Raw genomic sequence first — 11,761 nt, forward strand, 5'->3', positions numbered from 1 at the left:
GGCATCGCATCTGGGAGGAGTAGATGGCCGACAATCAAAATCTACCCGCTGCCCAGCGATTTCTGCAATCGTGGATCGTGCATAGCTGCTGTGCAGATTTGCTTGTGCCGACACACGTGTAGCATCAGGCCTCCGAATTGGGCAATTTTGTAAGCTCAGCAATCGAGGGAAGGCCGGTCCCGATCCTTGGAGGCGACACCAAGGCCATTCGCGACGCAGAGGAAGAGGACGTGTTCGACAAGATCGCCGCCCGGCCCCGGCAAAAGTTTGCCAGCGGGTCGGAACCTACTACTGCTGCTCCGGCATTTCAGTATTTTCCTGAGGGTCTTTTTTCACGCCCGGGCTGGGTGACGTATCCACTGGCGCATTACCGCCCTGGTTTTGCACAGGAGCACGCTTGAACGGTGCCGTCTGCCAAGAGCCGTTCGATAAAGGCGTGAGTACAAAGAATGCCATTAGGCCTAGGAAAATGACGGCAATAACCGCCACGCCCCAGGCCATGAGTCTTCGCGTGCCGCGTTGTTCTTCCCTGCGAGATAGATTGTCCACCATTGCTCCGGCCTCTCGTGAAGTGGCGCCTGTTGCGAAAGCATCTCCCTCCTCGAACTTCGCTATTGCATCAAAGTTCCGGCCCCGGTGCAGCATCCGCGAAAGAGCATTTTTAAGCTTAGCGCTCTAACGGCGTCGCCGGCGCATTGGGGGAATAGGCTTCGGGTTTAGCCTTAGCCACTGACCGGCGGCGAAGTTCCTCGCGAATTCCTCGGTCTCGAAAAGATGCTGGGTGATTTCGCCATTCTCGACGAGTTCTACCGCCCACTGGCCGTCGATGTGTTCGATACGAACACCAGCCCTTTGGTCATCGTCCACGGCCCGCACTCCCACACACGACGAAGGCACCAACAAATCATAGCGCCCAAAGCGCTTCAACGTTCGAAATGTACAAAGCGAAGGAGAAGTCCTGTGACCGGCGTGGTGCGCACACTTCTGGAACGCTGGCAACCGAAGGGTCGATCACGAAGACGGTCATAGGCGAAAATGCGACTGACGCGGCATCCCTGGATTGCTCGGTCGCGCTCGGTAGGCTCGGCCTGGAGGTCACTGTTACCGGCGTTGCAGCAAATCCTACGGCTGGAATGCCGTCGTGCGGATGCTAAAGGTTTAGTTGTATCCGAGCATGTGACGCAATCCGACAATCGGTAGATAGACGGTCCAAATCATACCGATGGCGGTGGCAACACCAAGGCCAATCGCGGGAGCCCACGCCCTCCATTGCATCTGGAGCCGCGCTGCCAATTCAGTCAAACTGTCTTCCATGGACGAATACTTCCCAAGTCGATTCGAGGGGCGAAAATGCCAATGAACCCCAAGACTGCCGCGCTTGCAATCGCTGCTAGTATTTGCATCGCTGGTTTCGCCTACTCCAGCGGTCACAAGGCCGGTCGTGTTTCTCAACTAAAAGACACCGTCACGGCCTACAACCGCCGCATCGGGATTGACGACAAGGCCAACAGCCTCGGCCGCGTCGATCTCTGCCTGGAGCTTGGTGGCCTACTTGATGAGTGCCAGCGGCTAGACCGCTGATTTGCTTAACCGGCTGATTTCAGCCGTCCACCTCCATTGCCAATTCAACAACTGCCCATCAGGGCGGAAAGGTACTAGCCATGGACCGCAACTTCGCGCGGGCGCTTGCGCTCGTTCTGAAATCTGAAGGCCTCTGGGTGGACAACCCGGCCGATCCCGGCGGCGCCAACCATGAAAGGCGTCACGCTCACCAACTTCCGCCGCTTTGTGAAAGCCGATGCTACCAATTCCGACCTGCGTCAGATCACTGACGCCCAAGTAGCGATGGTCTGTCGCCGGTTCTACTGGGATTCGACGGCCGGTGCCAAATGTCGGCGATGTGGTCCTCGATGCGTTCGACCGCGCGCAGCCGGTAGATCAGCCCGCATAGGATGTGCGCCATGCGGGTGAAGGCCTCGCGGCGCCCGACATTGGTGGCCCATTCCCCGTAGATCGCCGCGTCGATCAGCGTCGAGCGCCAGAACGCGGCGGCAAAGCTAGGGTGCTGTTCACAGATGGCGCGCAGTGTGTCGTGGCGCATGAAGCCGACACGCGATGGCGTCAGGGTCGGAAGGTGCAGTCCATCACCGAAAGATGTAGTCCGTGCAGATTCGGAATGTCGCCGGTCACGAAGAATGATGTGATCTGCCGCTTACCCTCGCCGGTGTGTTTGGTAGAGCCGACCAAGCCGTCGATAAGGACAAACGAATGCGAGGGCCGATCGCCATCACGGACAAGGTCATGATTGGCCTGGAATTCCTTCTCCTGGATCGGGATGCCTCTCAGGACCGGCCTCGGATGGAATCTTCCATGTCTCTGCCTGGCACGTGCCGGCAATCCTTATGCCGAGCCGCGTTCCGGCAGCTCGTTCTCTTCCGCCACCTCTTTTTGCACGTCTCGGCGCGAGCGTTCCGCCTCGTCGGAACTATATTCGTCATCGGTCCGCTCGAGTTCGCGATCGATTGTCTCGCGAGACCCCTCCACCGGATCCTGTTGCGGAGATGTTTTCGGGCCGGTTTCGATCTTGCCTTCGCCGGGAACGGTGCGGTCGGAAGACTTCGACATCTTCGGTTTCCCTTCGTCTGTTGTACTGCCTTCACATTCCGGTTTCCTGCCCCAACAGGATCGTCGATGATTTGTTCCGAGGCAGGTCCCCGCTGGTTTCTTTTGCTGCCACGCTCCGGTTGCGACGCTTCGATGCCAAAGCTTTATTGTCGAGACCAACCACCCATGGCGTGGGTCGCACTGACCGCTGCGCTCGCCAAGCTTGGCCGGTTAGACGAAGCGAGGGCCGCCGCCGCTCGTGTGCTTGAGCGGTGAATACCCAAGGGCGTCATAGATGAACTGATTGAGGCCGTACCTGGCAGCTTGCGGAAGTTCAGAAGGGCTGTGTCATTCGCCCTCTGGGCTTCGAAGGCGAAGAACTCAATGAAGGCCATGCAAACGAGTTCGGGATAAGCGTAATGGGTAGAACCATTGCGCTGTATCTCCATAAAGAGCGTCGGCTCGTCGTACCCTGCCTGCCTAAGGTAGTCGGAAAAATAGAGCGACCGCCCGCACTGGAGATCGAGGCCGAAGTTGTCTTCCCACTCGTTGGTGATCTCTTGGATGGTAGACCGTGCCGCGCCACAGATGGCGGAAAGGCCGCTTTGCGTGAGATAGGCCATGCCATTTTCAAGCACGCCCATTTCGATGCCGTTGACGTCTTTTTCAACCTCGATTCCGAGGTCGAGAGGAAGCTGTTTATAGGTGGCCGGAAGTCGAGGTGAACTTGCCATTAACCCGTTGATTGCTTGGCCGCAACCCTTGATTCGAGTCACGTAAGGTACACAACTATAGCGATTCCTAATACAGGAGCTTTACTTATCCCCGGAGCGCCCGCCCGCCATTCCCCTACGGCTGGGTAGCGCCATCTGGACTCCAACAAGCAAGAGTCGCATTCTTCGATGGGGAGAGGGTTATGGGCCTCCAAAACAGAAGCCTATAAGGCGGCATAGGCGTTCGCTGTTAGAGCAGCGGGCGCTGATCCCGGTTTTGCTTTGCGGTGTTGCCGGGGCAAGCTATCTCATACCGCCGCAAGCCGAACAGCATCACCTTCCCACAGTGCATCGTCTGGGTAGCCCTAGCTCGCCAAGTGGATGCAACATTAAGGGCAATATCAGCGAAACAGGCGACCGTATCTATCACATGCCAGGTCAGCGCTACTATGACGAAACGGTCGTTAACCCGGCCAAGGGTGAGCGCTGGTTTTGCTCTCAATGGGATGCTTGGTGGGCTGGCTGGCGAAAGTCGAAGGTATGACGGGAACTGAGGCTGCGGAATCGGCAAAAACATCTGTAGGTCGGCGCGCAACAGAATATTAGCAATCGGGAACATACGGCTCCTGCGGAAGTTTCTCGGCTGAAGGGACCTCAGGGAGGTTGCTATGAGAAAACTGTTCCTTGCTTCCGTGATCGCCATCGCCTGCGCCGCAGCCACGGTCGCGCCTGCGGATGCACACTTCGGTTCTGGCATCGGCTTTTTTGGTCCGTTCGGCGGCTTTGGTCCGTTCGGCGGCGGCCCGTTTTACGGCGGTGGCCCCTTCTACGGCGGAGGTCCGTTTTACGACTATGGCGGCCGCTACTACGGCCCCCGCTATCCTGGCTACGTGGTCCGCTACCCGCATCGCTACTATTTCCGGCATCGTCACCATTGCCGCTTGAAGTGGGTTAAGCACTGGCACCATCACCACCGGGTGCTGGAGCGCGTTCGGGTTTGCCGTTACTGACAAGCCGGATTGGCCTGCCGCCCTTCGTTGGCCTTGGCATAAGCATTCGCCTGCCCCATGCCGGAATGCTTCGTCGGGTCGGGCAATAGCTGAAACCGACGCTTGCTGTTCGCAATTCGAGCAGCGCATCTAGGCGCGAGATCAGCGGCCATCGCTGGCGCATCAGCGCCGTACCGCTCGCGCAGCGCCTCCAGGTCGAGCGTGCGGAATGATTGCAGCGGGCGCAATGCGCCGTCATGCCGCTTTCGATCAATGAACCAAACGTCCATCCCATGGCGTGAACATAGCAGGAACGGGAGCGGCGATCAACGATATCTCAAAGTGGCCGGCGCGCTTTGGCGGGGTGCTTCGGAGATGGACGCCGGCCTGGCGGGCGGGGTTGGCACGCCACATGGTGGTCGACACGGTCGGATACCAAGCGACGGTGACAGAACCGTGCCGACCAATCTGGGCACGAGGGTGGGCCTAGTGCCCAAACTTTTACGCTACTCGCAAAACGACAGCGCAGCAATTAAACCTCATGGACTAGTTCGCGCAGTACGATCTTCGAAAAGTCGGAACTATTCTTTGAATCCCAGGTTGGCACAGTGGCGGTCGATTCTCAGGATGTAGCCGCCCAAATTGCGAACCCGTCGTGCTTGGCCAACGCGGCGGGTTCTGCGCGTGTCATCCCTTTGCAACCATTTTAGCTTAATCTAATTTAAACTCGGTCAGTCCGAGTTCGCATATGTTGAAGTTCATCCGGCCAATGTTCCCCACGCTTGTCGAGGTGCCGCCGACAGGGGACAACTGGATTCACGAAATCAAGTACGATGGCTATCGGACGCAAATCATAATCGAGGACGGCACGGCCCGAGCGATCACCCGAAGGGGCTACGACTGGTCATTGACGTACAAGACGATAGTCGAGGCGGCGGCAACCCTTTCCCCCAAGTCGGCAATCATCGACGGCGAGGCAATCGTCCTCAACGGGAAGGGCGTGTCGGATTTCCATTCGCTGCGGTCCGCGATGCGATGGGCGCCGGATCGGATTATCTTCGTCGCCTTCGATCTACTGCACCTGGACGGGGTCAACCTGCGCCCAGCACCTCTGCTGGAACGTCGGGAAAAGCTGCTCGAACTCGTCGGGCCTGCCAAGGGCGTGATCCAGTACAGTCACCATGTGCATGGCGGCGGGGCTGACTTCTACGCCGCGGTTGATCGCATGGGCGTGGAGGGCATGGTGTCGAAGCGGCCGGACAGCGTGTATCGGTCAGGCGACACCGAAGCGTGGCTGAAAACCAAATGCTACGAGGAAGTCGACTTTGAAGTGGCAGGCGTGCAGCTAAAACCGGGATCGGCACCACTCGCTTTGATGGCAACCCGCGATGCGGAACGCCGCTATGTCGGATCGGCTCACATCGCGCTGACCAAAGCCATGCGAGAACGCCTATGGGCCAAGGTGCAGGAGGGGAAAGGCACGCCACCGAAGGGAGCCGACAAGCCAGACGCCGAATGGATCAAACCTGGCCTTGTCGGACGAGTGAAGACCCTTAAGCGCGAGGACAAGCTACGCCATGCGACGCTGCGGGCGATCCACGAGGCGAAACCATGACGCCCCGGCCGCTCCACCATGTGAACGTCGAACCCAACTCCCCTGTGGCAGTCGATCAGCGTGCAGCCTTGAAGCTCGTCCGAATGGCCATCGAGCAGGTATGCCCTGCCGGCGTGCTGCCTAGCGAGGAATGGGTGACGGGCTACTATGGCCCAGAGCCGATCTATGAAGGCGAGGCATTGGCCAAGGCGATCATTGAGACCGTGGAGCGCCTGACGAAGTAAGCCCGCCGCTGAGGACACAATTACAGCGGCGGGCCTTGCACTTGCACCAGAGCTTGGATTTGAGGAGGGGAATCTCAACCAAGCACATTTCCAACTTCGATCTCAGAAACAGGTTCCAGCCCTACGAAAAAGATTAATCGCGGGTGGCCCGCCACCGGGTCTCGGAGCCAGTGGCGGGCCTTGCTTGGCTGTTTCAAGGAGATTTCCTTACCAAGCGCATTCCGAACTTCGACTGCGGACGCATGTTCCTCCCAGGTCGGTGCAAGAGTTTATGCCCCCGCTGGCAATCGACGCATTGGCCAAGGGACGCCCAACAGGTCAACAGACCTTAAATCGGCTTTCCAGCGCGCAACATGGCCCGCGCAATTGCGAGTTGCGTTTCCAGCCTGGCGTTCTCTTTCTGAGCCATATTGTCGGCCGCTATGAGCCGTTTCAGCGCCCGCAATGTCTCGCCTCGCGTCCATCCCGCCTCCAGCATGCAATCGACAATCACCTGAAAGCCTGGCTCCATGGCCTCCTGGCAGTCGATGGCTCGGTCCTGATAATCGTCCTGTCGCTTGGGCGGATTGACCATATCTGATTCTCAGTTGGCGGGGCCTTTGGGCTTTGTCTCGGACGTAGATCCGTCGAGGAGATCGAGAAATGAGTGCAACGCCTTGACCATCATCCGAGCGCCGTTTTCGCTCAGGGTGAAGGATCGCTTCCCCTCGGCAGTCAACAGCCCGACAAGGCAGACCTCGGGATTATCGCGGTCATCGATTTCGATTGTGACGCCCGAGACCGCTGGCAGCATTACGTCCTTTGGCTTCTTCGGCATCACCACAACCTTGACTCGTTCTCACTCCGTTCCCATTTTGGGCGGGCCTCGATCCTTGTCAATGAGACGACCCTGAATGTGTGGACGCGTTTTTGTAAAATCGACCATCCCGGAGATGGTGCGGCGCTTCGAGTTCGCGCACCCTGGCGACGTTGAGCGTTTGGGCAACGGGTTCCCGGTCTGGAATGGCGCGCCCAGCCTGACCTATCCAAGCATTGTGCGTGAAGAGCTTTACACGAGCATGGCCGGTTTCGTTTCTGCGAAGTGGGGCTGGTTCCCGGCTGGGCGCGCGATGGCGGCGGGCGGCCACCGCCTGTCAATGCGCGGTGCGAGACGATTGCCAGCAACGGCATGTTCCGAAAAGCATACGCCGCGCGCCGTTGCCTGGTGCCCGTCGACGGCTATTTCGAATGGCAAAAGCTCGATGTTTCGGGCACGAAAAAGCAGCCTTACGCTATCGCAATGACGGAGGACGAGCCTTTTGCCATGGCTGGAGTATGGGAAGAATATGCCGACAAGGCGACCGGCGAGTTGATCCGGACCTTCGCTGTCGTCACCTGCGAGCCCAATACGTTGATGGCGACGATCCATGATCGCATGCCAGTTATTCTGGCGCCTGCCGATTACATGCGCTGGCTCGGACCGGAACTGGATCCACGCGACCTCATGAAGCCATATCCTTCGGAGCTGATGAAGATGTGGCCGATCGACAGGAAGGTCGGAAGCCCGCGAAACAACACGCCGGACATCATTGACGAAATTGGCGTGGGACCAAACGACCTTTTCGACGTTTGAGCCTTTACACTGAACGGTCGCGGTAGGAATATTGTCCTCAGGTGGGCGACTCTCAAAAGGTGTCGCAATGGCTAGGTCAAAACCCTCAAAGCAGTTATCACAGGCTGAAATCGAGCGCTTCCTGGTGGCAGCGGAAGCGCTGCACCTAAGCATCATCAAGCCGTTCATATCGCCACATTGCGACCACTACAGGCAGACGCGCGTCCTGCATGAGGTGCTGTTGAAGGCCGTGCGGGACGTCACCGGGAAAGAGGTCGAGTTCATCCGGTGGAACACCACTGGACCGATGCTGCCCCCTAAGGCTGGGTAAGCGCCTGGCGGCCGGGGATCGATCAGGCCGAACCCGCAGAACTGACAATGCCCGCGATGCGGATAGCGACGGCATCAAGTCCGCCGTCGTAAATTCTCGTGAGGACGTGTTCCGCAGTTTCAGCCCTTTGGGCAGTGCAACCGCGAAGGTCGCCACCGCCCAACCTCGCCGGCCTGTTGGCGACGCAATCCCAAACTCCCCACAATCCGTCGCGCTCAACATGACAATAGAATCTGTGCTTGTGATTTTCCACGCAAGGTAAACCCCCCCGCATCCCCATTGGGGTCCAATCTATCCAGGAACGTGGTTAATGGGCCCGCATTTGCCGATCGCACTGTAGGCTGGCCGCAGTGGTCCGTCGCCCCGCGGTGGACTCCTCACTGCACCGGCCACGACATCAGCGCGGTCAGACGGCTGCCGATGCGAAATCGGCGAGATGCGGGAACAGAGTTCAGACGCCGACGTTTTTTTCCCAGGTCATGCGATTTGCGCGTGTAGAACTAAACGGAGGAAAAAATGAGCATCAAAATGCTTACGATGGGCGCGATGGCGCTCGCAATGATGACGGGCTCAGCGCTGGCTGGCAGCAGCACCACTTCCGCGCTCGATGATCCTGCAAAGATGTCACCTTTCTTCACGGATGCCGGCATGAAAACCTTGAGGTCGGAAGCGGATTTCAAGACCGCATGGATGTCCATGAAACCGGATGAACAAAAGGCGGTGCTGAAAGACTGCGGCGACACCGCGCTCAACAAGTCGCACGCTGATTTCTGTGCCATGGCCAAGAAGATGGGCGGCTGAGAATAACCGCTCTAGGCATTGTTCCCGAAACGTATTTGGCCCGTCCCTTAGGCACGGGCCTTTTTCTGCGGGCCATTCCCTTGCGAGCCATGTTGCTAAGCGCTCCCGTCGGTCTCGCTTTCCTCGTCAATCATCCGGACTGGCAGATAAGCATTCGTTTCCAGCCACTCACGCAAGACGATCTGAATGAGCTCCGACCGGCCGATTTTCATTTCAGCGGCAATGGAGTTCAGTGCGTCCTGTGTTGCTGGCTCTAGCGGGAGGCCGGCGACGTTCCGGAGCATCAACGCAGCGCGCCGAAGCATGATCTGAAGATCCGCTCGCGACATGTCGGCGATGCTATCGGCGGCGTTCTCCAGTTCTTTGGCGAAGGATGATAGGGGCATGGCTCTCATCCTAAAGACAACAGCGGAATAATACACAGCAATTCAATTGAACAACGGGTGTATCGGGGAACGCCGCAAAATTATCTTGGTTGGATTGGCAGCAGGGATCACGGTTCACCTGGGCGGGCATCAATGGATGAGACGGTGATCCGAATATGCAGGCGGAACCTGTCGAAGAACAGCATGACCGCGAAGCCGTGGACCTCAGCTCTGTCATTGAACGCGTAACTGCGAGGGTTATCCACAGGTCGCCAAGATTGGTAAAACGCTCCGAGCTTCGTTAAGGTTTCGTTAACACTCTGAGAGCATCGTTCGCGTGGGTTCTGAACCCCTAATCGCCTACGAAGCCCGCTGCCTAACCCCAAGCCCCCCGCCCAGGCAGCGGGCTTACTTTTCCAAAGAGAGCCACGTTGGCAGACAGCGCTCACCGGTTCAATTGAGCCTGAAAGCGTGTACGAACGGCGAACAAAGACAGCTTTGGGTCCGATTCGGCGGAGCCGTTCGCCAAAGGCTTGGCGGAACTGCAAGAGCTTAGCAGCCGGCATCGCTGCCCAATCATGTGCGCGGAAGCCGTCTGGTGGCGGTGCCACCGCCGCATTATTTCCGACTACCTGCTCGGAGAAGGCGAACGCGTCATGCATACTCTTGGGGCCGGTCATGCCGAGGAGGCCAGCCTGACGCCAGGCGCTGTGTGCGCAATGATGGAACGATCGTTTATCCCGGGGAGCATCTCCTCGGGACGCAAGCATGGATCATTGCAAGATCGCGGCCATGGCGATCGCCAGGCGTTGAAAAGCCTTCCGCGCCAGGCACAGGGTCTGGCGGAACAAGCTGTGACCTCGAAGGTTGGGTCACGCAGACAGCTTCTAAGGCACGCGAATGGCGTTGGACAGAGACGGGGCGAAACTAGCGGCCGGATTGTCCGTCGCTGCATTAGCGGCACTAGCGGGATACAACGCCATCCGCGCCAAACGTGCGATCGCCAGCCTGACATGCGGACGTATGATGGCAATTGATGGTCTGCGCCTGCATTTTATCGAAGCCGGAACCGGCATGCCGCTGCTTCTCCTGCATGGCAATGGATCCATGGCGGAGGATTTCAAGTCGAGCGGCGTCTTCGATGAGGCGGCAAAGACCTACCGGGTGCTCGCATTTGACCGTCCCGGCTTTGGGCGAAGCTCACGTTCGCGCACCCGGCGCTGGTCCGCTTGCGACCAAGCCGACCTCATACATGCCGCCGCCGGCAGATTGGGTATTAAGAAATATCTCGTGCTTGGACATTCCTGGGGAGCCTGGATCGCCCTCGAGTTGGCGCGCAGGCATTCTTCATCGGTCGCCGGCATTGTGCTTGTCTCAGGCTATTACTATCCGCCACCGCGGCTGGATCTTGCACTGGCCGCACTCCCGGCATTGCCGGTGATCGGAACGGGGTTTCGCCACACCTTGTTGCCGCTGCTTGTGAGGCTTGCCTGGCCTTGGGCAATGGAAAAGATATTTCGACCCGCTATGATCGCCAGCGACTTCGCCGCATCCGCCAAGGATGCCGCCAGCCGCCCTTCCCAACTGCGGGCGGTTTGTTCGGAGTCAGCATCTATGCTGGCCGCGGCCCTGTCGAAGAAGGCCAGCTATAAGGACATTTCCGTACCGACCGGCATCCTGGCGGGATCTGGAGACCGGTTGTTCGATGCGGAACGGGATGCACGGCGCCTGCATGCCGAAGTTGGTGGGTCTCTCCTCGAGGTGATTCCGGGCGCTGGCCATATGGTTCATCAGAGCGCCCCGCAGGCAGTAGTCGGTATGGTGCACACGATTTCAGCACGGCACGCCCTTTCCCAATCGAACCGTCGGCAGCGACGTAAGCTGCGTGCCGACGAGTTCAAGCCAGGTCCGGCTCCGCAAATGTTCCAGGCGGGCGACAAGTGACGCCGCTTGCACGAGATCGTCGTTCAAACGAGCTTTCCAAATGAGCGACCAACGTCCAGCCAACATGCATTCGGTGCTCCACCAGAACATAGAGGCACTGGTCGAGCACAGGCGACAACAGGAGGAGCACCAAAGCGTTCAGGTGCGGATTGCCGGCGCTATTTCGCGCTTCGCGGGGAGCATGACTTTCGTCTATCTGCATCTCGCAATCCTCGTCGCCTGGATCCTTGCAAACCTAGGCGCGATACCAGCCATCCCAGCTTGGGACCCAACTTTCGTGATCCTGGCCATGGTCGCTTCCGTCGAGGCAATCTTCCTGTCTACCTTCGTGCTGATCAATCAGAACAGAATGGCCGAACACAGCGAGCGCCGAGCGGAACTGGATTTGCAGATCAGCCTCCTTAACGAACATGAAACCACGCGGCTGATCGAGATGGTGGCTGCCTTGGCGGTGCGTCTGAATGTCTCCACCCCGGCCGACAAAGAGCTGCGGCAACTGGCAGAGAATGTCGATCCCCGAAAGGTGATGACCCAAATCCAGCAGGCTTCTGAAGATCAGCAGGAAGCTTGATCAAAGCGACCGC

Annotated in this window: 20 protein-coding genes and 1 pseudogene; 12 read left to right on the forward strand and 9 right to left on the reverse strand. The window is 58.5% G+C overall.

The window, feature by feature from the left end; all coding sequences use genetic code 11:
- Nucleotides 1-288: 288 nt before the first annotated feature.
- The gene (locus LB559_RS05800; RefSeq protein ID WP_013525235.1) at nt 289-552 is read right to left on the reverse strand and encodes a hypothetical protein; all 264 of its coding nucleotides are present in this window, start codon (nt 550-552) and stop codon (nt 289-291) included.
- A 123-nt stretch (nt 553-675) separates the two neighbouring features.
- Nucleotides 676-867 carry a hypothetical protein gene (locus LB559_RS05805; RefSeq protein ID WP_063170631.1) on the reverse strand — a complete coding sequence of 64 codons (192 nt, stop codon included), beginning with the start codon at nt 865-867 and terminating at the stop codon, nt 676-678.
- Nucleotides 868-1,356: 489 nt separating this feature from the next.
- Here LB559_RS05805 and LB559_RS05810 point away from each other — a divergent pair, with 489 nt between their 5' ends.
- A complete protein-coding gene (locus LB559_RS05810) occupies nt 1,357-1,581 on the forward strand; it encodes a hypothetical protein (protein WP_127369446.1) in 225 nt (74 codons plus the stop codon).
- A 171-nt stretch (nt 1,582-1,752) separates the two neighbouring features.
- On the forward strand, nt 1,753-1,971 hold the full coding sequence (locus LB559_RS32995) for a glycosyl hydrolase 108 family protein (RefSeq protein WP_318014154.1): 219 nt from the start codon (nt 1,753-1,755) through the stop codon (nt 1,969-1,971).
- Nucleotides 1,972-2,121: 150 nt separating this feature from the next.
- On the opposite strand, the gene LB559_RS33075 is transcribed toward LB559_RS32995, so the two are convergent.
- The 3 genes from LB559_RS33075 to LB559_RS05830 form a co-directional block, all read right to left on the reverse strand.
- Entirely contained in the window at nt 2,122-2,397 is a 276-nt protein-coding gene (locus LB559_RS33075) for a cyclic nucleotide-binding domain-containing protein (protein WP_338039908.1), read from the reverse strand.
- Nucleotides 2,398-2,400: 3 nt separating this feature from the next.
- A complete protein-coding gene (locus LB559_RS05825) occupies nt 2,401-2,625 on the reverse strand; it encodes a hypothetical protein (RefSeq protein ID WP_063173946.1) in 225 nt (74 codons plus the stop codon).
- A gap of 143 nt (nt 2,626-2,768) precedes the next feature.
- On the reverse strand, nt 2,769-3,338 hold the full coding sequence (locus LB559_RS05830; RefSeq protein WP_224673426.1) for a hypothetical protein: 570 nt from the start codon (nt 3,336-3,338) through the stop codon (nt 2,769-2,771).
- 160 nt (nt 3,339-3,498) lie between these two features.
- Here LB559_RS05830 and LB559_RS05835 point away from each other — a divergent pair, with 160 nt between their 5' ends.
- Together LB559_RS05835 and LB559_RS05840 are read left to right on the forward strand one after the other, a co-directional pair.
- The gene (locus LB559_RS05835) at nt 3,499-3,861 is read left to right on the forward strand and encodes a hypothetical protein (protein ID WP_224673646.1); all 363 of its coding nucleotides are present in this window, start codon (nt 3,499-3,501) and stop codon (nt 3,859-3,861) included.
- Between the two features lie 124 nt (nt 3,862-3,985).
- Nucleotides 3,986-4,327, forward strand: coding sequence for a hypothetical protein (locus tag LB559_RS05840; RefSeq protein WP_224673428.1), 342 nt, complete (start codon nt 3,986-3,988; stop codon nt 4,325-4,327).
- On the opposite strand, the gene LB559_RS05845 is transcribed toward LB559_RS05840, so the two are convergent.
- Nucleotides 4,321-4,596 (reverse strand): hypothetical protein, encoded by a 276-nt coding sequence (locus tag LB559_RS05845; RefSeq protein ID WP_224673437.1) that lies wholly within the window; start codon nt 4,594-4,596, stop codon nt 4,321-4,323. The two genes, LB559_RS05840 and LB559_RS05845, sit on opposite strands and share 7 nt — an antisense overlap.
- Before the next feature lie 458 nt (nt 4,597-5,054).
- Between LB559_RS05845 and LB559_RS05850 the strand changes: the two genes are divergently transcribed.
- Both LB559_RS05850 and LB559_RS05855 read left to right on the forward strand, forming a co-directional pair.
- Nucleotides 5,055-5,921 (forward strand): RNA ligase family protein, encoded by an 867-nt coding sequence (locus LB559_RS05850; RefSeq protein ID WP_224673438.1) that lies wholly within the window; start codon nt 5,055-5,057, stop codon nt 5,919-5,921.
- A 68-nt stretch (nt 5,922-5,989) separates the two neighbouring features.
- Nucleotides 5,990-6,145: a hypothetical protein gene (locus LB559_RS05855; RefSeq protein WP_224673440.1), complete on the forward strand. Its 156-nt coding sequence runs from the start codon at nt 5,990-5,992 to the stop codon at nt 6,143-6,145.
- A gap of 328 nt (nt 6,146-6,473) precedes the next feature.
- On the opposite strand, the gene LB559_RS33000 is transcribed toward LB559_RS05855, so the two are convergent.
- Entirely contained in the window at nt 6,474-6,719 is a 246-nt protein-coding gene (locus LB559_RS33000) for a hypothetical protein (protein ID WP_013525243.1), read from the reverse strand.
- Between the two features lie 9 nt (nt 6,720-6,728).
- The gene (locus LB559_RS05865; RefSeq protein ID WP_013525244.1) at nt 6,729-6,962 is read right to left on the reverse strand and encodes a hypothetical protein; all 234 of its coding nucleotides are present in this window, start codon (nt 6,960-6,962) and stop codon (nt 6,729-6,731) included.
- Nucleotides 6,963-7,038: 76 nt separating this feature from the next.
- Here LB559_RS05865 and LB559_RS05870 point away from each other — a divergent pair.
- The 3 genes and pseudogenes from LB559_RS05870 (at nt 7,039) to LB559_RS05880 (ending at nt 8,868) form a co-directional block, all read left to right on the forward strand.
- A pseudogene (locus LB559_RS05870) lies at nt 7,039-7,757 on the forward strand (SOS response-associated peptidase).
- Between the two features lie 67 nt (nt 7,758-7,824).
- Nucleotides 7,825-8,067 (forward strand): hypothetical protein, encoded by a 243-nt coding sequence (locus LB559_RS05875; protein ID WP_013533304.1) that lies wholly within the window; start codon nt 7,825-7,827, stop codon nt 8,065-8,067.
- Nucleotides 8,068-8,583: 516 nt separating this feature from the next.
- Nucleotides 8,584-8,868, forward strand: a complete 285-nt coding sequence (locus LB559_RS05880) for a hypothetical protein (protein ID WP_224673442.1) — start codon at nt 8,584-8,586, stop codon at nt 8,866-8,868.
- A 95-nt stretch (nt 8,869-8,963) separates the two neighbouring features.
- On the opposite strand, the gene LB559_RS05885 is transcribed toward LB559_RS05880, so the two are convergent.
- On the reverse strand, nt 8,964-9,254 hold the full coding sequence (locus LB559_RS05885; RefSeq protein ID WP_224673443.1) for a hypothetical protein: 291 nt from the start codon (nt 9,252-9,254) through the stop codon (nt 8,964-8,966).
- Between the two features lie 512 nt (nt 9,255-9,766).
- Between LB559_RS05885 and LB559_RS05890 the strand changes: the two genes are divergently transcribed.
- Genes LB559_RS05890 through LB559_RS05900 form a run of 3 tightly spaced genes read left to right on the forward strand, consistent with a single transcriptional unit; the run spans nt 9,767 to nt 11,748 of the window.
- Nucleotides 9,767-10,270, forward strand: a complete 504-nt coding sequence (locus LB559_RS05890) for a DUF488 domain-containing protein (RefSeq protein ID WP_224673446.1) — start codon at nt 9,767-9,769, stop codon at nt 10,268-10,270.
- The gene (locus tag LB559_RS05895) at nt 10,173-11,177 is read left to right on the forward strand and encodes an alpha/beta fold hydrolase (RefSeq protein WP_224673449.1); all 1,005 of its coding nucleotides are present in this window, start codon (nt 10,173-10,175) and stop codon (nt 11,175-11,177) included. The genes LB559_RS05890 and LB559_RS05895 overlap by 98 nt, the downstream gene beginning before the upstream one ends.
- Nucleotides 11,178-11,217: 40 nt before the next feature.
- Complete coding sequence (locus LB559_RS05900) at nt 11,218-11,748, forward strand: DUF1003 domain-containing protein (protein WP_224673458.1); 531 nt, start codon at nt 11,218-11,220, stop codon at nt 11,746-11,748.
- Nucleotides 11,749-11,761: the final 13 nt, after the last annotated feature.

The sequence above is a fragment of the Mesorhizobium sp. BR1-1-3 genome (assembly GCF_020165455.1).
Lineage (GTDB): Bacteria > Pseudomonadota > Alphaproteobacteria > Rhizobiales > Rhizobiaceae > Mesorhizobium > Mesorhizobium ciceri.

What these genes read in the sequence shown, in the direction of transcription:
- LB559_RS05800 (WP_013525235.1), bottom strand. Translation starts at nt 552, where the DNA reads ATGGTGGACAATCTATCTCGCAGGGAAGAACAACGCGGCACGCGAAGA.
- LB559_RS05810 (WP_127369446.1), top strand. Translation starts at nt 1,357, where the DNA reads ATGAACCCCAAGACTGCCGCGCTTGCAATCGCTGCTAGTATTTGCATC.
- LB559_RS32995 (WP_318014154.1), top strand. Translation starts at nt 1,753, where the DNA reads ATGAAAGGCGTCACGCTCACCAACTTCCGCCGCTTTGTGAAAGCCGAT.
- LB559_RS05825 (WP_063173946.1), bottom strand. Translation starts at nt 2,625, where the DNA reads ATGTCGAAGTCTTCCGACCGCACCGTTCCCGGCGAAGGCAAGATCGAA.
- LB559_RS05830 (WP_224673426.1), bottom strand. Translation starts at nt 3,338, where the DNA reads ATGGCAAGTTCACCTCGACTTCCGGCCACCTATAAACAGCTTCCTCTC.
- LB559_RS05840 (WP_224673428.1), top strand. Translation starts at nt 3,986, where the DNA reads ATGAGAAAACTGTTCCTTGCTTCCGTGATCGCCATCGCCTGCGCCGCA.
- LB559_RS05845 (WP_224673437.1), bottom strand. Translation starts at nt 4,596, where the DNA reads ATGGACGTTTGGTTCATTGATCGAAAGCGGCATGACGGCGCATTGCGC.
- LB559_RS05850 (WP_224673438.1), top strand. Translation starts at nt 5,055, where the DNA reads ATGTTGAAGTTCATCCGGCCAATGTTCCCCACGCTTGTCGAGGTGCCG.
- LB559_RS33000 (WP_013525243.1), bottom strand. Translation starts at nt 6,719, where the DNA reads ATGGTCAATCCGCCCAAGCGACAGGACGATTATCAGGACCGAGCCATC.
- LB559_RS05865 (WP_013525244.1), bottom strand. Translation starts at nt 6,962, where the DNA reads ATGCCGAAGAAGCCAAAGGACGTAATGCTGCCAGCGGTCTCGGGCGTC.
- LB559_RS05875 (WP_013533304.1), top strand. Translation starts at nt 7,825, where the DNA reads ATGGCTAGGTCAAAACCCTCAAAGCAGTTATCACAGGCTGAAATCGAG.
- LB559_RS05880 (WP_224673442.1), top strand. Translation starts at nt 8,584, where the DNA reads ATGAGCATCAAAATGCTTACGATGGGCGCGATGGCGCTCGCAATGATG.
- LB559_RS05885 (WP_224673443.1), bottom strand. Translation starts at nt 9,254, where the DNA reads ATGCCCCTATCATCCTTCGCCAAAGAACTGGAGAACGCCGCCGATAGC.
- LB559_RS05900 (WP_224673458.1), top strand. Translation starts at nt 11,218, where the DNA reads ATGAGCGACCAACGTCCAGCCAACATGCATTCGGTGCTCCACCAGAAC.